Genomic DNA, 18,036 nt, shown 5'->3' with positions numbered 1-18,036 from the left:
CGGCTCCGCCCACCCTGCCTGCCCCGACCACCCCGACCACCCCGGCCACTCCCGTCTTCAGCCCCGTCGCCGTGGTCGCCTCCTGCGTCGGCTTCGTGCTGATCGGGGTCGTCCAGGCCCTGTACGGTCCGTCGATCCCGGCGTTCCGTGACGAGTTCGGGCTCTCCCCGTCGGCCGCGGGTCTCGGGCTGAGCGCCCATTTCGCCGGCGGGGTCGTGGGGGTGCTCCTCATCGACCGGCTGTACGTGCGGCTGGGCAACCGGCGCGTTCTCGGCAGCTCGTACATCCTGATGGCCGTCGGCGCCGCGGGCTTCGCGCTGGCGCCGAACTGGCCGCTCGCGCTGGCCGCCGCCCTGCTCACCGGGCTCGGCTTCGGCGGTATCGACTACGGCCTCAACCAACTGTTCGCGGTCGGCTTCGGCGACCGTTCGACGGCGATGCTGAACATCCTCAACGCCCACTTCGGCATCGGCGCGATCCTCGGGCCGGCACTGATCGGTGCGGTCGGCTCCGAGCACTATCCGGCCGTGTTCCTCGCCTTCTCCCTCGCCAACCTGCCCCTGTTGCTGTGTCTTCGAGGCGTACGGGAACACGTACCGCAGCAGACCCCCGCGCCCGGGTCCGGCGCCTCCGGCAGCCCCGGCGGGCAGGTGCTCGCCCGCAGCCTGGGTTCCGTACTCGGCGTCTTCGTCACCCTCTATGTCCTGCACGTGGGCATCGAGGCGGGCGTCGGCGGTTGGGAGCCGACGCACCTGGAGACCGTCGGATACGGGGCCGCAGCAGCCGCCACGGCCACCTCCGTGTACTGGCTGATGATGACCGTCGGCCGTTTCCTGGCCGCTCCGCTCGCCCTGCGCTTCTCGCCCCAGTCGATCATCGCGGTGTCCTGCGCCGGCATGACCGTCTGCCTGCTCCTGGCCGCCGTACCCGCCCTCGCGCCCTACGCCTACGCGGGCGTCGGCCTCTTCATCGCGCCGATCTTCCCCACCGGGCTGCCCTGGCTGAACCGGGCCGCCCCAGCGGCGCGGAGAGCCGGTGCCGTGGTCATCGCCGCGTCGATGGCCGGTGGAGTGGCCGCGGGACCGGCGCTCGGCAAGGCCATCGAGTGGTCCGGCGTACGGGCGGTGCCGCTGCTGCTGTGCGGGATCTCGGCGCTGTGCCTGGCGGCCACGCTCTGGCTGATCCGGGCTACCCGGACCCACTGAACGCCCCCGACCGAACGACCTCCACCGACCGCCTCACCCCCCAGCGAACCGGCTGGAACCCACGAACCGAACCGAAGGGAAACCCCCGCATGCCCGCTCCCGCTCTGACAACGACGTCCGACGGTTTCCTGCTGCACGGCGAACCGTTCCGGATCATCTCCGGCGCGATGCACTACTTCCGCGTCCACCCCGACCAGTGGGCCGACCGGCTGCGCAAGGCCCGCCTGATGGGCCTCAACACCGTGGAGACGTACGTCCCCTGGAACCTCCACCAGCCCGAACCCGGCACTCTCGCCCTCGACGGCATCCTCGATCTGCCGCGCTATCTGCGGCTGGCCAAGGCGGAAGGGCTGCATGTCCTGCTGCGGCCCGGCCCGTTCATCTGCGCCGAATGGGACGGCGGCGGGCTGCCCTCCTGGCTCACCACCGACCCCGACATCCGGCTGCGCTCCAGCGATCCCCGCTTCACGGGCGCCATCGACCGCTACCTCGACCTGCTGCTGCCGCCCCTGCTGCCGTACCTCGCCGAGTCCGGCGGTCCCGTCATCGCCGTCCAGGTGGAGAACGAGTACGGGGCGTACGGCGACGACACCGCGTATCTCGAACATCTCGCGGAGGCTCTGCGTTCGCGCGGGATCGGGGAGTTGCTCTTCACCTGCGACCAGGCAAACCCCGAGCACCTGGCGGCCGGCAGCCTCCCCGGCGTGCTCACCACGGGTACCTTCGGCAGCAAAGTCGCCGCGTCGCTGGAGCAGTTGAGGGCACATCAGCCCGAAGGGCCCCTGATGTGCGCGGAGTTCTGGATCGGCTGGTTCGACCACTGGGGCGAGGAGCACCACACCCGGAGCGCGGCCGACGCCGCCGCAGACCTGGACCGGCTGCTCTCGGCAGGTGCGTCCGTCAACATCTACATGTTCCACGGCGGCACCAACTTCGCCTTCACCAACGGCGCCAACCACGACCACGCCTACCAGCCCATCGTCACCTCCTACGACTACGACGCCGCCCTCACCGAGAACGGCGACCCCGGACCGAAGTACCACGCCTTCCGCGAGGTGATCGCCCGGCACGCACCCGTCCCGGACGAGCCGGTCCCCGCACCGAGCGTCAAACTCCCGCCCACCGTCGTCGAGTTGGGTCAGCGCGCGCCTCTGCTGCCCAACGCGGGGCTCCTCGCCAAGCCCGTGCGCACCGAGGACCCGGTGACCATGGACGAACTGGGGCTGCGCGCCGGGTATGTGCTCTACCGCACCACCGCTCCCCTCGCGGGCGACGGGCTGCTGCACTTCGCCGGCGGGGTGGGCGACCGGGCGCAGGTGTTCGTCGACGGCGCACCCGTCGGCGTACTCGAACGCGAGCGGCACGACGAGAGCCTGCCGGTCCGGATTCCCTTCACCGGCGCGGTGGTCGAGGTGCTCGTGGAGAACATGGGCGGGGTCAACTACGGTCCGCGTATCGGCTCGCCCAAGGGGCTCCTCGGGGCGGTCACCTTCAACGGCACCGCCCTGCACGGCTGGGACAGCCATCCCCTCACCCTGGACGACCTCGGTGCGCTGCCCTTCGCCCCCTCGGACGCGGCCCCGGCCACCCAACCGGCGTTCTACCAGGGCACGTTCGAGGTCGCCACGCCCGCCGACACCTTCCTGTCGCTGCCCGGCTGGACCAAGGGCCAGGCCTGGATCAACGGCTTCCATCTCGGCCGCTACTGGAACCGCGGCCCGCAGCGCACCCTCTACGTGCCCGCGCCCGTACTGCGCCCGGGCAGCAACGACCTGCTGCTCCTGGAGCTGAACGCCACCACCTCGGCGCAGGTCCTGCTCACCGACACGCCCGACCTCGGACCGGTGAAGCCATGACCCACCATTCCCTCCGGGTCCCCACTCCCGCCGGGCCCCCGCTGGTCGGCCACCTTCCCTTCGCCGACGCGCCCGCAGTCGCCGACCCGATCGCGGTGACCAGCCGCTGGTTCACGCGTGGCGGACGTCCCTGGTTCCCCGTCTCCGGCGAGTTCCACTACAGCCGCTACCCGGCGGACGAGTGGGAGGAGGAGCTGCTGAAGATGAAGGCGGCCGGTGTGACGGCTGTCGCCAGTTACCTCATCTGGATCCACCATGAGGAGATCGAGGGCCGGATCCGCTTCGACGGTGATCGCGACCTGCGCCGTTTCGCGGAACTCTGCGCCCGCCACGGCCTGGACTTCATCCCGCGCATCGGCCCCTGGAGCCATGCGGAGGTACGGGGCGGCGGACTGCCCGACTGGCTGCTCGCCCGCACCGGCGCCGGGATGGCCCCCCGCACCGACGACCCCGCCTACCTGGCGCCCGTACGCGGCTGGTTCACGGCGATCGCCGAGCAGTTGAAAGGGCTCGACCGGGCGCACGGCGGCCCGATCGTCGCCATCCAGATCGAGAACGAGCTCTACGACCAGCCCGGGCATCTCCTCACCCTGAAGCGGATGGCGCAGGAGGCCGGGCTGAGCGCACCGCTCTGGACCTCGACGGCCTGGGGCGGAGTCCAACTCCCGCCCGACGAACTGCTGCCGCTGTACGGCGGCTACCCGGAGACCTTCTGGACCGACTGGGACGGCGGCTGGCCCGACACCTGCCGCAAGCACTTCTTCTTCACCCACCAGCGCGACGACGAGGGCATCGGCGCAGACCTGCGGCCGACACACGTGCGAGGCGGAGAACCGGCGCCGACCGGCCGATTCCCGTGGGCCACCTGCGAGTTGGGCGGCGGGATGGCCGTGGCCTACCACCGCAGGCCGCGGGTCGACGCCGCCGACATCGGCGCCCTCGGGCTCACGAAGATCGGGTGCGGGTCGGTCTGGCAGGGCTACTACATGTTCCACGGCGGCACCAACCCGGCGGGCGAGCTGACCACCCTCCAGGAGTCCCACGCCACCGGCTACCCCAACGACCTCCCCGTCCTGACGTACGACTTCCAGGCACCGCTCGGCGAGTACGGGCAGTACCGGCCCTCGTACGACGAACTACGGCTGCAGCACCTGCTGTTGGCGGACTTCGGCGAGCTCATCGCGCCCATGGAGTCCGTGCTGCCCGAGCGGCAGCCGACCGGGCAGGACGACCGCACGACGCTGCGCTGGGCCGTGCGCGGTGACGGTGGGTCGGGCTTCCTGTTCGTCAACAACCACCAGCCGCACGAGCCGTTGCCCGACCATCCGGACACGTCGTTCACCGTGGAGTTCGCGGACGCCCCTGAACTGACGCTGCCCAGTGCGCCGGTGACCGTCCCTCAAGGTGCCTATTTCTGCTGGCCGTTACGGCTGGACGTGGCCGGTCTCCGGCTCGACTGGGCCACCGCCCAGCCGGTGTGCACGGTCGACGCCGACGGACGTACCGTCCTGGTGCTGGCGGCCACGGACGGGATTCCCGTCGAACTGGCTCTGGACATCGGGACGTTGAGGTACGTGCACACCCCCATGGGGAAGGTCGTGTCCGCCGACGGACGCTTCCTCGTCACCGGACTGCGCGCCGGCACGGATGCCCTCGTCGAGGTGGGAACGTTGGACGGCGGCCAGGTCGGCCTGCTGGTGCTGGACGCGGCGACCGCCCGTACCGCCTACCGGGGTATGGCCTGGGGCGCCGAGCGGCTCATCCTGTGCGGCGACGGCGAGGACGGCGGGGGTGGGGTCGTCTTCGACGAGCCGGCGGGGGAGGTACGGTTGCACAGCGCGGCGGCGAAGACGTCGTTCGCCGTGCTGCCCGCGCCCGAGAGGCCTCCCGGCGAGAACCTGACGGTGGCGGCCGACGGGGTGTTCACCCGCTACACGCTCCCGACCGGCGAAGAGCGCGGCGGCTACGGCACCCTCGACGTGTCCCTCGTCCGGCCCGCCGGGCCCGCCCCCGACACAGTCACCGGCGTACTGGACCGGGCCAGTGCCCCCGCCGACAAGTGCTTCGACACGTCCGCAGCCGAGTACCTCATCGACGTGCCGGACGAACTCCCGCGCCCCGGCACGCTGTTGCGCATCCACTGGACCGGAGACGTGGCCCGAGCGTATGCCGGGGACACGCTGGTCGCCGACCAGTTCCACTCGGGACGGGTCTGGGACATCGCCCTAGACCGGCTGCCGGCCGATGCAATGCGAGCCAGCGGGGGGCTGCGGGTGAAGGTGCTGCCGTTCGCCGCCGACCCACCCGTGTACCTGCCGGTGCCCGTGCCGGTGGGGGAGGCCGGGATCGCGTGCGTCGAGTGGGTCACCGTACGGACTCAGGCGATCGTCGGGTAGGTCCCGGTCGGTGGTGACCTCCGTCCGGCGGCCTATCCTGTGGGCCAGCCGGGCGGGGCACCACCCGCCACCGGACGAAGCCGAAGGATGCGACCCCATGACCCGAAGTGCCGGTGGCGGCGCCGCTCCCAAGGGACGCAGCCGGCGCAACTTCGCGGGAACGCGGCCGGTGATGGACGACGTGGCACGGCTGGCCGGTGTCTCCAAACAGACCGTGTCGCGGGTGCTCAACGACAATCCGGCCGTCCGGGCGGAGACCCGCGAGTCGGTGCTGGAGGCCATGCGGTCGCTCGGGTACCGGCCGAGCCGCAGCGCGCGTTCGCTGGCCAGCGGGCGGACCCGGATGCTCGGGGTGATCTCCTTCGACGCGGCCCGCTACGGGCCCGCCTCCACGCTCACCGCGATCAACACCGCCGCCCAGGACGCCGGTTACCTGGTCAGCTCCATCGCCCTCGACACCGCCGACCGGGACACCGTCGTCCAGGCCGTGGACCGGCTGTCGGCGGAGGGCGCCGACGGGGTCATCGCCATCGCCCCACAGCGGCGCGTCGGCAAGGCGCTCGCGGAGGCCCACCTCGACATTCCCCTCGTCGTGATGGACAACGCGCTGGGTGACGACACCCCCATGGTCACCGCCGACTCCCGGGGCGGAGCGCGCCTGGCCACCGAACACCTCCTGGGCCTGGGCCACCGTACGGTCCGGCACATCGCCGGACCGACCGGCTGGACGTCCGCCGAACGCCGGGCCGCGAGCTGGCGCGAGACCCTGGAGAGGGCCGGGGCCGAGGTGCCCGAGCCGCTCGTCGGCGACTGGAGCGCGGACTCCGGGTACGAACTGGGCCGGTGGCTCGCCCGCGATCCGGACGTCACCGCCGTCTTCGCCTCCAACGACCAGATGGCGCTCGGGGCGCTGCGCGCCTTCCACGAGGCCGGCCGCCGGGTCCCGGACGACGTCAGCGTCGTGGGCTACGACGACATCCCGGAAGCCGCCCATCTGCTGCCCCCGCTCACCACCATCCGCACCGACTTCCAGGAGATCGGCACCCGTTCGCTGCGGCTGCTCCTCGCACGGATCGACGGTCGGGCGGACACGGGTACGAAAGCGGAGACAGACCTTGTCACCGTCATCCCCGCGCACCTCATCGTGCGGCGCAGCACAGGTCCGGCACCGGGCAGGTCCTAAACTGGGCCGGTGGTGACAGGTACCGACAGTTCCGGTTTCGACGATCCGTCCGCCGAGGTGCTGGTGGAGGCCGCCGGGGTCTTCGGGTTACTCGCCTCGCCCGCCCGCCTGCACATCGTGTGGGCGCTGGCGCAGGGCGAGAGCGATGTGACCGGGCTCGCCGAACGGGTCGGCGGCGCGCTGCCCGCCGTGAGCCAGCACCTCACCAAACTGAGACTCGCCGGGCTCGTACGGTCACGGCGCGAAGGGCGCCGGCAGGTCTACTTCGTGGACGACCCGGACATCGTCACCGTCGTACGGCTGCTGGTCGGACGGCTGACCGACCGGGCCGAGCACGTCCCCGCACGGCACCTCCGTGGAGTCTGATTTCCGGACGCTGTGGCGACTCGACAGCTCCCCGCACGGTCTGACCGCCAGCGCGCGATGCTCGCCGCCGGACTCCTGCTGCCCTTCCTGCCGATGCTCCCCGGCCCAGGTCCTCGCACACAACCTGTGCTTCGATGTCGCCCAACTGGCGTTACGCGTACGACCGTCCCGCCCTCGGCGCCCTGGCCCGGCCGACCGTTCTGCGCCCCCGTGACCTGCTCCGCTTCCTCGGCGGCTTCGGCGCGGTCAACACCGTCGCAGACCTCGCGTCCTTCGCCGTGCTCGCCCTCGCGCTGCACGGGCCCGACACCTGGACGACCGGGCCGTCTTCCACTCGTCCTGGTTCACCGAGAACCTCCTCACCCAGGCCGTGGTGATGGTGCTCCTGCGCGGCGGCGGCGGGGGCCGGGCCATGGGAGCCGTCGGGCGGGCGACGGGTGCGCTCGCGGCCCTGGGCCTCCTGCTGCCGGTGTCTCCGCTCGGTCCGACGCTGGGGCTGGTTGGGGGCTGCCGGGTCCGTACTACGCGGTTGTGGTGGTCGTGCTGGGGCTGTACGGGGGTGCCCTCGCCGTCGCTCGGCGGTGGCGGGGTGCCCGTCAGCCGTAGGTGAGGTTCGAGCAGGGGTTGTCGTCCGCCGAGCGGGCGTCCTCGGTGACGTCCTTTGGGATCGCGGTGGGCTGCGGCGAGGCGGTTGAGCCGCCCTTGTACGACTCGCCGACGACCACGTTGATGCCCGCCCCCGGCACCGGCTGGACGGCCGCGCCGGGGAAGGCACGGGCTACGGTCTGGGCCTTCGACCTGTACTCGGGGCCGTACTCGATGACTGTCGTCGCATGGTCCTGGCTGCGCGCGGTCGCCGTGCCGGTGACCGTGAATCCGGCGGCGGTCAGCTCGGTGGCGGCCTTCGCGGCCAGGCCGGTCACGGTGGTGCCGTTGTAGACGGTGACGGTGATTCCCTTACCGGACACGGGAGTCGCGGCGGCCGTGGGACGGGCGCTCGGTGAGGTCTTCTTCTTGCCGCTCGCGTCCTTGCCGTCCAGGGTGCGGTCCGCCTTGAGGGCGGCCCAGAGGTCGCTCGCGTCGGGTTCGACGATCGCGACGCGTGCACCCTTGTACCGCCAGGGGATGGTGACGAACTTGGTGTTGTGCAGGTCGATGTCCTTCAGCGACATCGCGAAGGAGATCAGCTTGTCGGCGGAGCCGAGACCGGGGTCCACGGTCAGGGACTTGGTGGCCGCGTCGGCGAGGGGGAGCAGCTTGGTCGGGCTCAGGCCGTTGCTCTTCACCTCCTTCATCAGGCTTGCCACAAAAGCCTGTTGGCGCTTGATCCGGCCTATGTCGGAGCCGTCGCCGATGCCGTGCCGGATCCGGACGTAGTCCAGCGCCTTCTGCCCCGAGACCTCCTGCTCGCCCTTCTCGAAGAGCAGCTTGCCGCGCGTGGGGCGCTTGGGATTGAGATCACGCTCGTACACGTTCTGGGGGACGCACACCTTCACCCCGCCCACCACATCGGTCAGCGCGGCGAAGCCCTTGAAGTCGACGACCACCGTGTGGTCGACGCGCAGACCGGTGATGCTCTCGACCGTGTTCTGGGTGCAGGCGGGGTTGCCCTTGGCGGTCTCGCCGACCGAGTAGGCCGCGTTGAACATGTCCGGCTGCGCGGTCGTCCACTTGCCGTCGGGCAGCTTGCAGGGCGGGATCGTGACCAGGGTGTCGCGGGGGATGGAGACGGCGACGGCGTTCTTGTGGTCGGCGTAGACGTGCAGCAGGAACGCGGTGTCGGAACGGCCGATGTCGTTGACGTCGCCGCCGCCGAGCGCGGCGTTGCCGTCGTTGCGCGCGTCCGAGCCGATGACGAGGACGTTCTCGCCCTTGGACGAACCCGCGGCCGGGCGGTTGTCCGAGAGGCCGCCCGCGTCGAAGGTGTTGATGTCACCGTCCAGCTTCAGATACACCCAGCCGGCGCCGGCCGCGACGAGCAGCAGGAGTGAGAGGGAGATCGCCAGTGCCAGCCGTCCACGCCGAACCGGCTTGCGCCGCCGGGTGCCCGCAGCGGACCGGTGTCGCGGGGGTACGGCCCTGCTGGTGCTGGTGGTCATCGGCGCCCTTCTGACGTCTCACCCTGGTTGTACAGTTGCGCAAAGTAGCAACTGTTATGTGTGATGTGAGACGAAGGAAAGGGCGGTGAGGTTGTGCTCCGGAACGGACTGGAACCCTGGCACCTGCTGGTCGTGGCCATCGTGTTCATCGTGATGTTCGGCTCGAAGAAGCTGCCGGACACGGCACGCGCGCTGGGCCGCTCGATGCGCATCCTCAAGAGCGAGGCGCAGGCGATGAAGGCGGAGCAGCCGACAGGGGATGCGTCTTCGCAGGTGGGCGGGGGTTTCGCCACTGAGCCTGTGGTCGACCGGACCGAGTCTGCCGGCCATCGGGGCGAGTCTGCCGCCGACCGCCGGGAGCCCGTCGTCGATCGGTAAGATCATCCGCATGGCCGCTTCCGAACCGACCATCCTCGCGACCTCCGGCGGACACCGCACCGGCGGCCGGACCATGGTGGCGTTCGACGCCCTCGTGCATCACGCCGTCGACCTCTCCGGGGCCCACGGCCGCAGGCCGCGCGTCCTGTACGTCGGTACGGCCATCGGGGACGCCGAGCACTTCACCGCCCGCATGGGCGAGGCCGCCCGGGTCGCGGGCTTCGACCTCACGCCGCTGCATCTCTTCCCCATGCCCAACCTGGACGACATCGAGGGAACGGTGCTCGATCAGGACGTCGTCTGGGTCATGGGCGGCTCGGTCGCGAATCTGCTGGCCGTGTGGCGGGTGCACGGCCTCGACCAGATCATGCGGCGCGCCTGGGAGGCCGGCGTGGTGCTCAGCGGGGTGAGCGCGGGCTCCCTCTGCTGGTTCAGAGGGGGCACCACCGACTCCTTCGGTCCCGAACTCCGGCCGCTCACCGACGCGTTGGGCTTCCTGCCGTACGGCAACGGAGTGCACTACGACAGCGACGCGGGCCGCCGCCCGCTGGTCCACCGGCTCGTTGCCGACGGCACCCTGCCCACCACGCACTGCACCGACGACGGGGTCGGTCTCGTCTACCGAGGAACCGAACTCGTCGAGGCCGTCGCGGAGTTGCCGGGCAGGGGCGCCTATGTCGTCAGGTGCGAGGCTGACTCGGCGGTGGAGGAGCGCATCGAGCCGCGCAGGCTGCCTTCGCCGCCTTCGTGACCGTCGTCCGCCGCCGCGGGCCCGGTGGATTCCGTGGCGTCACGGTCCGCCATGGTGGCCTTGCTCTCTTCCTTTTCCTTGTCCATGCGCCGCTGGCTGCGGCTGGCGCGCGGTTCCTGGTCGGGAAGCCAGCCGAAGGCCATACAGCTGCCCACGGCTCCCAGCAGGAGGCCCACGAAGAAGCCGCCGAGGTTCGAGGTGACCCAGGTGCCCAGCGTCAGCATGATGCCGACGATCGAGTAGAACAGGCGCTGCGCGGGGTTGAAGAGGATCAACAGACCGCACACCACCATCAGCGCCGGCAGCAGATAGCCCGCCAGCCCCTGCATGCCCAGGTGCACGACGAGCTTCAGCGAGATCTTGATGGTGAGCAGGATCTCCACCCCGCCCAAGGTGAGCAGCAACCCGCCCACGAACGGACGGTGGGCCCGCCAGGTTCTGAAGGCGGGCCCCACCCCCTCTTGCTCGATGCCGGACATCAGCAACCCGACGCGCTGAAGCTGAGCTTCAGCCCGGGCAGCTTGAACACGGCTGCCGTAGTGGCGTAGTTGGTCGACCGCAGGTTGGCGATCGTGACGGTTCGCGACTGCTGGCCGAAGACACCGGCAGGACCCTTGACGCCCGCCCTGTCGAGCGTGCTGGCGTCGTTCCCGATCTCGATGTCGTCGAAGGACGCGTCGCCCGCCAGCTCGGTGCCGTCGAGCGTCAGATCGGTCGCGGACACCGGAGTGCCGTTGCCGCCCGCCTTGATCAACAGGTTGATGCCGCCGAGGTCGACGCTCTGGCACAGCTTGGTGATCGTCGCGGTCTTGATCGCGGAGGTGACGACCAGGACCTGGCCGCCGGTGTCGCCCTCGTTCGGGCTGTCCTTGATCATGTTGTCGAGGGCGCCGAACTGCTCGAAACCGGTGCCCTTCATCTCGGTCGCGGTGACCGTGAACGGCATGCCCGAGATGGCGAACTGGACGCCCAGGGCGCCCTGGGCGGTGAGGACCGCGAGCGTGGCGGCGACCAGGGTGGCCGGCACCGCCATCACGGCGGCGCGGCGCGCACGGACCCGCCCGCGTCGTTCGGCGACCTTTCCGGCACCTTCGAAGAATTCGGACACATTGGCGGATCCCGTGGCCCCGGCGGCTTCGGAAGCGTTACCGCTTCCTGGCTGCTCGGGGCTGGATCCGGCGGACGACGAGGCGTCCGAGGACGAGGCCATGGCTGCTCCCAGTACATAGTCAACTGCGTCAATGCTGGTCACGCTTCAGTGGCACGTTGTCCTGGCGCGGACAGCGGCTGCGGCGTACGCCTCCTCGCAACTCCCGGCGGTTGCAAGGGCTTTCATGGTTACGCCCCAGTAGCCGACGAGGAAGTTACCCGTGGTTACTTTGGAGGGTCAAGGGAGTTGTGGAAAAAGGGTGCGGATTATGCGCCACCTGTGACTTCACGGGGTGATCGAGGCCCTTTCGGGCCCTCCGGAGGGCCCTGAGAGGGGTGTCGCGGGGGTCGCCGAAGCACGCGAGGTTCACGGAGAAGTCGGCAGGGAGGTCCCTGGGGAAGTCGACGGGCGTCATCAACTTCCGTTCGATGCCTTGACGTTGACGGTCCCTCAGGTCTACAACTCATCCTGGTTTCCCCGGATCCGTGGCGCCGGATCCGCAGCGGTGCGAGTCACCGCTCTTCCCGGACTCATTGCTCATTTCCGAAGTCCGCCTCCGAGGCGCCGGCGTGGCCGTTTCCCCCCTGGGCCGCCGCCGGTCCGCCCTGTCCCGCCCGGTCCGGCAGGAAGCCTCCCTCCAAGTCTTCCTGCCGGTCACCGGCCGGTTGTCGTTGCCGGTCCGTCGCGTACGGAGAAGGCGTCACGGGCCGGCGACGCCGTCCTTCCCCGCGCCCTTCAGATGTCCTGAAACGCGTACTTCCGCGTGTCCTGACCTCCTCGGCACCCCCCGACACCACCCCCCAACACCCCCAGTTCCAGAAAGAGGCACCCGCATCATGCGTACTCGTACTCGCTCCGCCCTCGCCCTCGCCGCCGCCGTCGCCGGGCTCTCGGTCGCGGCGGTCACCCCCGCGTCCGCCGCCGACACCGTGCTCACCATCAACAGCGCGGCCGGCGACGCCGTCGCAGTGGGCGATGTCCTCAGTGCCTCCCTCGCCACCGGCACCTCGGCCACGCTCTACTCCAGCGCGACCGGCACGAGTGGTGTCAAGTGCGCGGCGTCGACCTTCACGGCGGCCGTCACCGACAACCCCGCCGCGCCCGGCGTGGCCACCGAGTCGGTCACCGCGCACACCTTCGGTACTTGCACCAGCAACGTCCTGGGTGTGCTGGGCGTGAACAGCGTGACCGTCAACAACCTGCCGTACACCACCGTGGTGGGCTCCGACGGCTCTGTCAGCGTCACCCCGGCCGAGGGCTCCACCATCCAGACGACCGTCGTGCTGCGCACCCTGCTGGGCACCATCAACTGCGTCTACCAGGCGCCCAGCCTGTCCGGTACGACCGGCGCCGACGACAACAGCATCAACTTCGCCGCCCAGGCGTTCACCAAGACGTCCGGCTCGTCGCTGTGCTTCGCCAACGGCTACTTCACCGCCAAGTACGCCCCGGTGCAGGACGTGACGCAGGGCAACGCCACGGTCTTCGTCAACTGACGGACCGTCAATGAACGGCTGGGCGGCCGGTGTTCACCGGCGGCGCAGCCGCAGGAGGAGGGCAGCGACCACGGCGAGCAGTACCGCCGCGGCGCCGCCCGCGATCAGGTGCCGCGGCCCGGTACCGTCGGTGGTTGACGCCACCGGCGCACCGGCCACGGTGCTTGCGGCCTGCGGGGCGGCGGAGTCGGCGGACTCCGTCGCCCCTCCTGTCTCCGCGGCCGGTGCCGGCTGCTCGGCCGGGGCGCTCGACTCGGTCGTCCTGGGCCGAGCGGCCGGGGAGGCGGAGGCCGTCGGCGCGGAGGCGCCGGAGTTGCCGGAACCCTCAGCGCCGCCCGTGCTGCTCTTCGCTGCCGGGAACACCACGTCCGAGCACGAGTAGTACGTGTCCGCCGTACTGGAGTTCTGCCAGATCGTGTACAGCACATGGCGCCCGCTCCGGTCCGACGGCAGCGTCATCCCGATCCGGTACGCGTCGCCCGTCATCGCGGGATCCTTGACCTCGGCGAACGGCCGGTCCGGCAGGTCGGACCACTTCAGCGGGCCGGACGGGTCGTACCCGGGCTTCGTCAGGAACATCTTGAACGTGCCGGTGTGCGTGATGGTCGAGCGGTACGTCATCGTCAGCCGGGCGCCCGGCGACAGTGTGGTCGAGGGCCAGTCGGTGCGGGCGAGGTCGAGTCCCCGGTAGTCGGACTTCCCACCGCTGCACAGTCGGCCGTCGGGGATCACCGCGCGGTCCCGGCCGTTCACGTCGGCGACCCGCAGGTTGTCCCAGAAGGTGAAGGGCGCCCCGCCGTTCGCGGTGAGAGCCGCCCGGCAGGCCGCCGTACCGGCCAGGCTGCCGCCGTCGGGGGAGCAGGCGAAGGCGCGACTGACCGGATTCGTCGGCGCACCGTGCGCCTGAGCGGGAACCGCCGCCGACAACGTGAGCAGCAGCGGAGCCGCGAAGGCGGCGCTGCCGGCGAGTGCGGCGGCCGAGAGGGTGCGGCGGTGGGCGGTCATCCGGGAAACGTCTCCTCGACCGAGGGGGAACAGGTCTGCTGCGGGCCGACCCGGGAACGGGTCTCCTTTCGGGCAGTACGGGAAGCAGGCGGGCCGCGTTCAATCGGCGGTCCTCGCCCCCGACGGGACGACCATCCTCGTGTCGTCCTGCCCCGCTCGTCACGATGGCCCGCCCCCATGTCCAGGCAATCCGCCGTATCTCACCCAACCCGGTCAACTGGCCGCCGTTCAGGGGCGGTTTTCGGCGTACGAGGGTGGGGATCCGGACCGATCGAGGGTTTCCCCTGTATCCGGATGACCTTCCCTTTGCCTACTGTTCCACCACAGCCGCCCCACAGGTAACCCCGGAACGGGCCGCTCGCGCTCAGGCCGGCCGCCGCGCCGCTTTTCGAACCGCACCCCCCGCCGCTTCGACGACGAAGCGATTCGACCGCCACTCCCCGCTGCCCGCGCGGCCCGGAGTACGGCCCCGAAAGGCAAGCCCTTGCGTACTTCACCCACCCGTGCCACGGGGCGGAAGCTGATATCCGCCGCTGCGGTCTCCGCCGCTCTGGTGGCCGCGGCCACCACCTCGGTCGCCGTCGCCCAGGAGCCCGCAGCCCCCGGCGTCACGCTGGACGCCGCCGCGCAGGCGGTAGCCGTACCGGCCGAGCGACTCATCGTCGGCTACAAGACCGGCGCCGCCGAGGCCACGTCGAACCAGGCCGCCGACGCCGACGCCGCCGCCAAGGGCAAGGAGGCCGGCGAGAGCCTGGACTTCCAGCGCCGCCTCGGCACCGGTGCCGCCCTCGTCGACCTGGGCGAGCAGCTCAGCAAGACGGACGTCGCCGATGTCATCGCCGAGTACAAGGCCGACCCGCAGGTCGCCTACGTCGTGCCGGACCGCCTCAACAAGCCGATGGCGGACCCGAACGACACCGAGTACGCCAAGCAGTGGGACCTGTTCGAATCGACCGCGGGCATGCGCGTCCCGGGCGCCTGGACCACCGCGACCGGCACCGGCGTGACCGTCGCCGTCATCGACACCGGCTATGTCACGCACTCCGACGTCGCCGGGAACATCGTCGCCGGCTACGACTTCATCTCCGACACTGCCGTCTCCGTCGACGGTGACGGCCGTGACAGCAACCCGGCGGACCCCGGCGACTGGTACGCCGCCGGTGAGTGCGACCAGGCCGAGGGCAGCAGCTCCTCCTGGCACGGCACGCACGTCGCTGGCACCATCGCCGCCGTCACCAACAACAACAAGGGTGTCGCGGGCATCGCGTACAACGCGAAGGTCTCCCCGGTCCGCGCGCTCGGCAAGTGCGGTGGCTACGACTCCGACATCATCGACGCCATCACCTGGGCGTCCGGCGGCACCGTCTCCGGTGTACCGGCCAACACCAACGTCGCCAAGGTCATCAACATGAGCCTCGGCGGGGGCGGCGCCTGCTCCTCGGCGACCCAGAGCGCCATCACCGGCGCGTTCAACCGCGGCACCACGGTGGTCGTCGCGGCCGGCAACGAGAACGCGAACGCCTCCACCTCCAACCCGGCGAACTGCAACAACGTCATCACCGTCGCCGCGACCGGACGCACCGGCGCCCGGGCCTCGTACTCCAACTACGGCTCCGTCGTGGACATTTCGGCCCCCGGTGGCGAGATGAGCACCGGCAACGCCAACGGCATCCTCTCCACGCTGAACTCCGGCGCGAAGACCCCGTCCACCGAGTCGTACGCCTACTACCAGGGCACCAGCATGGCCACCCCGCACATCGCGGGCCTGGTCGCGCTGATGAAGTCGGCGAACTCCTCGCTCACCCCGGCCCAGATCGAGACGGCCATCAAGAACAACGCCCGTGCCCTGCCCGGCAGTTGCTCGGGTGGCTGCGGCGCTGGCCTGGCCGACGCCGCCAAGACCGTGCAGGCCGTGAGCGGCAGCACCGGTGGCGGCACGACGGGGACCGTCTTCTCCTCCAGCACCGCCGTCTCGATCCCGGACAACGGCTCCGCCGTCGAGTCCTCGATCGCCGTCAGCGGCCGGACCGGCAACGCCCCCTCGGCCCTCCAGGTCGGCGTGGACATCACCCACACCTACCGCGGTGACCTGGTCGTCACCCTGGTGGCGCCCGACGGCACGACCTACCCGCTGAAGGCCTCCAGCACCTCGGACTCCGCCGACAACGTGAACACCACGTACACGGTGAACGCCTCCAGCGAGACCGCCAACGGCACCTGGAAGCTGCGTGTCCAGGACGTGGCCTCCTCGGACACCGGCAAGATCAACGGTTGGAAGCTCACCTTCTGATCTTGTGGCCGAGTGGCCGAGTGGCCGAGTGGCTGAGTGGCCGAGTGGTCGGCGGCCGAGTGGCCGCGTGGCCGAGTGGGTGAACCACTCGCCGGTGGATGAACCGGCGGTGTGACAGAAAGCGGGCGGGTCGGTCGGCGTGGATGGACGCCGGCCGGCCCGTCGTCGTGTGTGAGCCCCGCGCTCGTCACTCGGCCGTCGGGCCGGTGAACTCCGTCAACTGCTCCGCGGCCCACTCCCGGTACCCGCGTGCCGGCCGGCCGAGCAACTCCGCAACGTCCGGCTCCGCTTGACCCTTCGACCCGTGCCGTCCCCGCGCCGCACTCTCCACGAGGGCGCGGGCCACCGGCTCCGGACAGCGTGCGAGCAGCGACTGCAATACCTGATCTTCCGTCAGTTCAACGAACTTCAGCGGCCGTTGCAGCAACTCGCCCAGGATCTCCGTCTGTTCCACCGGGGTGATTGCCGCGGGCCCGGTCAGCGCGTACGCCCGCCCGGCGTGTCCCGCCGGGTCCGTCAGTGCTCGCACCGCCACATCGGCGATGTCCCGCGGGTCGATCGCCGCGGTTTCCACCGTGCCGTTCGCGCCCCGCACCACGCCCTCCGCCCGGATCGAACGGGCCCAGCCCAGCGTGTTGGACATGAAGGCGCGCGGTCGCAGCAGGGTCCAGGACAGTCCCGAGGCGCGCAGCAGCCGCTCGTTCTCCCGCTGCCACTCCGTCACCAGGTCGGTCGCGTCGGGCTCGGTCACCGACAGGGTCGTCAGCTTCACCACGTGCCGGACTCCCGCGTCCCGGGCGGCCGTCAGGAAGTTCTCGTCGTGGGCGTGCGTCAGCGGATTCGTGGTGACGAGCAGCGCCGACCGTACGCCGGTCAGGGCCCGGCGCAGACTGGCGGAGTCCTCGAAGTCACCGCCGACCACCTCGGTATGCGGGCCCGCGAGGGCGGCGGCGCGGGCGGGGTCGCGGGACAGCAGCCGTACCGGCTCGGCGGCGGGAAGGCGCTGGGCCACCAGGCGGCCGACGGTGCCGGTCGCCCCGGTCAGCAGGATCATGACGCCTTCAGATCGAGCGAGTCCAGCGAGGAGAGGACCCGGGAACCCCGGTCCGCCCTGCTGTCGAGGCCGAGCAGCAGCCCCGGCACCGCGATGCTCGGCAGGATGTGCGCCCACAGTACGGACAGCCGGTGGCCGAGATCGGCCCGGTCGGTCATCGCCCGCGACATCAGCTGGATGCCGGTGAAGCCGCCGACCAGTAGGTCCACCGTCTCCGGCGGATCCACCGTGGGCAGCAACTCGCCCTGCTCGCGGGCCTGTTCCATGAGAGACGTCAGCCGCTCCGACCACTGCCGGAAGGGCTGCGAGTGATCGACATGGTTCGGGGTCTCCTGGTCCACCGCCAGCCGGACACTGCCCCGCAGCAGGGAGTTGGTCAGCAGCCGCTGGCCGACCACGAACGTCATGTCGATGATCTCCTGCAACTTGCAGGGCTGCTCCGGCACACTGCCGAACGGCACCTGTTCGTCGAGGACCGCCTGTGCCAGCGATTCCTTGGAAGGGAAGTGGAAGTACAGGGCGCCCTTGGTGACCTCGGCCCGCTCCAGCACCATCGAGATGGTCGTGGAGGTGTAGCCGTGTTCGTCGAAAACCGCGCCCGCGGCTTCCAGGATCGCCTTTCGCGTCCTGATGGCGCGCTCCTGTTTCGCCATAAGAGCCCCTCCCTGGCGCCCAGTTGGCCGGTGTCCGTGTCGGCGTCGAATTGGCGCCGTGCTGGTGCGTGACGGCGCGTGGCCGGTGCGCCGGAACCGCCGATCATAGGGCCGGACCGACTCATCTCGTTGAAAACAAACCGGTCGCCTCGTA

Annotated in this window: 15 protein-coding genes and 1 pseudogene; 10 read left to right on the top strand and 6 right to left on the bottom strand. The window is 70.6% G+C overall.

The genetic code is table 11. The features are described 5' to 3' along the window. Positions 1-14 precede the first annotated feature (14 nt). The 6 genes and pseudogenes from OG734_RS09795 to OG734_RS09770 form a co-directional block, all read left to right on the top strand. A complete protein-coding gene (locus tag OG734_RS09795; protein WP_330293619.1) occupies positions 15-1,205 on the top strand; it encodes an MFS transporter in 1,191 nt (396 codons plus the stop codon). Positions 1,206-1,294: 89 nt separating this feature from the next. Next, positions 1,295-3,061: a glycoside hydrolase family 35 protein gene (locus OG734_RS09790; protein ID WP_330287096.1), complete on the top strand. Its 1,767-nt coding sequence runs from the start codon at positions 1,295-1,297 to the stop codon at positions 3,059-3,061. Further along, complete coding sequence (locus OG734_RS09785; RefSeq protein WP_330287095.1) at positions 3,058-5,457, top strand: beta-galactosidase; 2,400 nt, start codon at positions 3,058-3,060, stop codon at positions 5,455-5,457. Before OG734_RS09790 ends, OG734_RS09785 begins: the two co-directional genes overlap by 4 nt. 97 nt (positions 5,458-5,554) lie before the next feature. After that, positions 5,555-6,640: a LacI family DNA-binding transcriptional regulator gene (locus tag OG734_RS09780; RefSeq protein ID WP_330287094.1), complete on the top strand. Its 1,086-nt coding sequence runs from the start codon at positions 5,555-5,557 to the stop codon at positions 6,638-6,640. Positions 6,641-6,649: 9 nt separating this feature from the next. Then, positions 6,650-7,006: an ArsR/SmtB family transcription factor gene (locus OG734_RS09775; RefSeq protein WP_330287093.1), complete on the top strand. Its 357-nt coding sequence runs from the start codon at positions 6,650-6,652 to the stop codon at positions 7,004-7,006. Between the two features lie 54 nt (positions 7,007-7,060). Further along, positions 7,061-7,612: pseudogene (locus OG734_RS09770) on the top strand (cation transporting ATPase C-terminal domain-containing protein); the annotation flags it as partial. On the opposite strand, the gene OG734_RS09765 reads toward OG734_RS09770, so the two are convergent. Next, positions 7,603-9,105 (bottom strand): LCP family protein, encoded by a 1,503-nt coding sequence (locus OG734_RS09765; protein WP_330287092.1) that lies wholly within the window; start codon positions 9,103-9,105, stop codon positions 7,603-7,605. The pseudogene OG734_RS09770 and the gene OG734_RS09765 sit on opposite strands and share 10 nt — an antisense overlap. Before the next feature lie 93 nt (positions 9,106-9,198). On the opposite strand from OG734_RS09765, the gene tatA reads away from it, so the two are divergent. Both tatA and OG734_RS09755 read left to right on the top strand, forming a co-directional pair. Further along, positions 9,199-9,483 (top strand): Sec-independent protein translocase subunit TatA, encoded by a 285-nt coding sequence (gene tatA, locus OG734_RS09760; RefSeq protein ID WP_330287091.1) that lies wholly within the window; start codon positions 9,199-9,201, stop codon positions 9,481-9,483. 10 nt (positions 9,484-9,493) lie between these two features. Continuing rightward, complete coding sequence (locus OG734_RS09755) at positions 9,494-10,234, top strand: peptidase E (RefSeq protein WP_330287090.1); 741 nt, start codon at positions 9,494-9,496, stop codon at positions 10,232-10,234. On the opposite strand, the gene OG734_RS09750 is transcribed toward OG734_RS09755, so the two are convergent. Beyond that, positions 10,156-10,713 carry a DUF6114 domain-containing protein gene (locus OG734_RS09750; RefSeq protein ID WP_330287089.1) on the bottom strand — a complete coding sequence of 186 codons (558 nt, stop codon included), beginning with the start codon at positions 10,711-10,713 and terminating at the stop codon, positions 10,156-10,158. The genes OG734_RS09755 and OG734_RS09750 overlap by 79 nt on opposite strands. Then, positions 10,713-11,444: a DUF6230 family protein gene (locus OG734_RS09745; protein WP_330293618.1), complete on the bottom strand. Its 732-nt coding sequence runs from the start codon at positions 11,442-11,444 to the stop codon at positions 10,713-10,715. Before OG734_RS09745 ends, OG734_RS09750 begins: the two co-directional genes overlap by 1 nt. Before the next feature lie 776 nt (positions 11,445-12,220). Between OG734_RS09745 and OG734_RS09740 the strand changes: the two genes are divergently transcribed. Further along, on the top strand, positions 12,221-12,880 hold the full coding sequence (locus tag OG734_RS09740; protein ID WP_330287088.1) for a Tat pathway signal sequence domain protein: 660 nt from the start codon (positions 12,221-12,223) through the stop codon (positions 12,878-12,880). A gap of 33 nt (positions 12,881-12,913) precedes the next feature. On the opposite strand, the gene OG734_RS09735 is transcribed toward OG734_RS09740, so the two are convergent. Next, entirely contained in the window at positions 12,914-13,885 is a 972-nt protein-coding gene (locus OG734_RS09735) for a lytic polysaccharide monooxygenase (protein WP_330287087.1), read from the bottom strand. A 484-nt stretch (positions 13,886-14,369) separates the two neighbouring features. On the opposite strand from OG734_RS09735, the gene OG734_RS09730 reads away from it, so the two are divergent. Next, positions 14,370-16,175 (top strand): S8 family peptidase, encoded by a 1,806-nt coding sequence (locus tag OG734_RS09730; protein ID WP_330287086.1) that lies wholly within the window; start codon positions 14,370-14,372, stop codon positions 16,173-16,175. A gap of 187 nt (positions 16,176-16,362) precedes the next feature. Here the strand turns inward: OG734_RS09730 and OG734_RS09725 are convergent, their stop codons facing one another. Continuing rightward, positions 16,363-17,229 (bottom strand): SDR family oxidoreductase, encoded by an 867-nt coding sequence (locus OG734_RS09725; protein ID WP_330287085.1) that lies wholly within the window; start codon positions 17,227-17,229, stop codon positions 16,363-16,365. After that, positions 17,226-17,882, bottom strand: a complete 657-nt coding sequence (locus tag OG734_RS09720) for a ScbR family autoregulator-binding transcription factor (protein ID WP_330287084.1) — start codon at positions 17,880-17,882, stop codon at positions 17,226-17,228. The genes OG734_RS09725 and OG734_RS09720 overlap by 4 nt, the downstream gene beginning before the upstream one ends. Between the last annotated feature and the right edge of the window lie 154 nt (positions 17,883-18,036).

Source organism: Streptomyces sp. NBC_00576 (assembly GCF_036345175.1).
Taxonomy (GTDB): Bacteria; Actinomycetota; Actinomycetes; order Streptomycetales; family Streptomycetaceae; genus Streptomyces.
The sequence above is the reverse complement of the archived record's forward strand: the minus strand, read 5'-3'. Positions and strand labels throughout refer to the sequence as shown.

Excerpts from the sequence above, each read along its gene's own strand:
- OG734_RS09740 (WP_330287088.1), top strand. The coding sequence starts at position 12,221 with ATGCGTACTCGTACTCGCTCCGCCCTCGCCCTCGCCGCCGCCGTCGCC.
- OG734_RS09785 (WP_330287095.1), top strand. The coding sequence starts at position 3,058 with ATGACCCACCATTCCCTCCGGGTCCCCACTCCCGCCGGGCCCCCGCTG.
- OG734_RS09720 (WP_330287084.1), bottom strand. The coding sequence starts at position 17,882 with ATGGCGAAACAGGAGCGCGCCATCAGGACGCGAAAGGCGATCCTGGAA.
- OG734_RS09780 (WP_330287094.1), top strand. The coding sequence starts at position 5,555 with ATGACCCGAAGTGCCGGTGGCGGCGCCGCTCCCAAGGGACGCAGCCGG.
- OG734_RS09725 (WP_330287085.1), bottom strand. The coding sequence starts at position 17,229 with ATGATCCTGCTGACCGGGGCGACCGGCACCGTCGGCCGCCTGGTGGCC.
- OG734_RS09790 (WP_330287096.1), top strand. The coding sequence starts at position 1,295 with ATGCCCGCTCCCGCTCTGACAACGACGTCCGACGGTTTCCTGCTGCAC.
- OG734_RS09750 (WP_330287089.1), bottom strand. The coding sequence starts at position 10,713 with ATGTCCGGCATCGAGCAAGAGGGGGTGGGGCCCGCCTTCAGAACCTGG.
- OG734_RS09755 (WP_330287090.1), top strand. The coding sequence starts at position 9,494 with ATGGCCGCTTCCGAACCGACCATCCTCGCGACCTCCGGCGGACACCGC.
- OG734_RS09735 (WP_330287087.1), bottom strand. The coding sequence starts at position 13,885 with ATGACCGCCCACCGCCGCACCCTCTCGGCCGCCGCACTCGCCGGCAGC.
- OG734_RS09745 (WP_330293618.1), bottom strand. The coding sequence starts at position 11,444 with ATGGCCTCGTCCTCGGACGCCTCGTCGTCCGCCGGATCCAGCCCCGAG.
- OG734_RS09765 (WP_330287092.1), bottom strand. The coding sequence starts at position 9,105 with ATGACCACCAGCACCAGCAGGGCCGTACCCCCGCGACACCGGTCCGCT.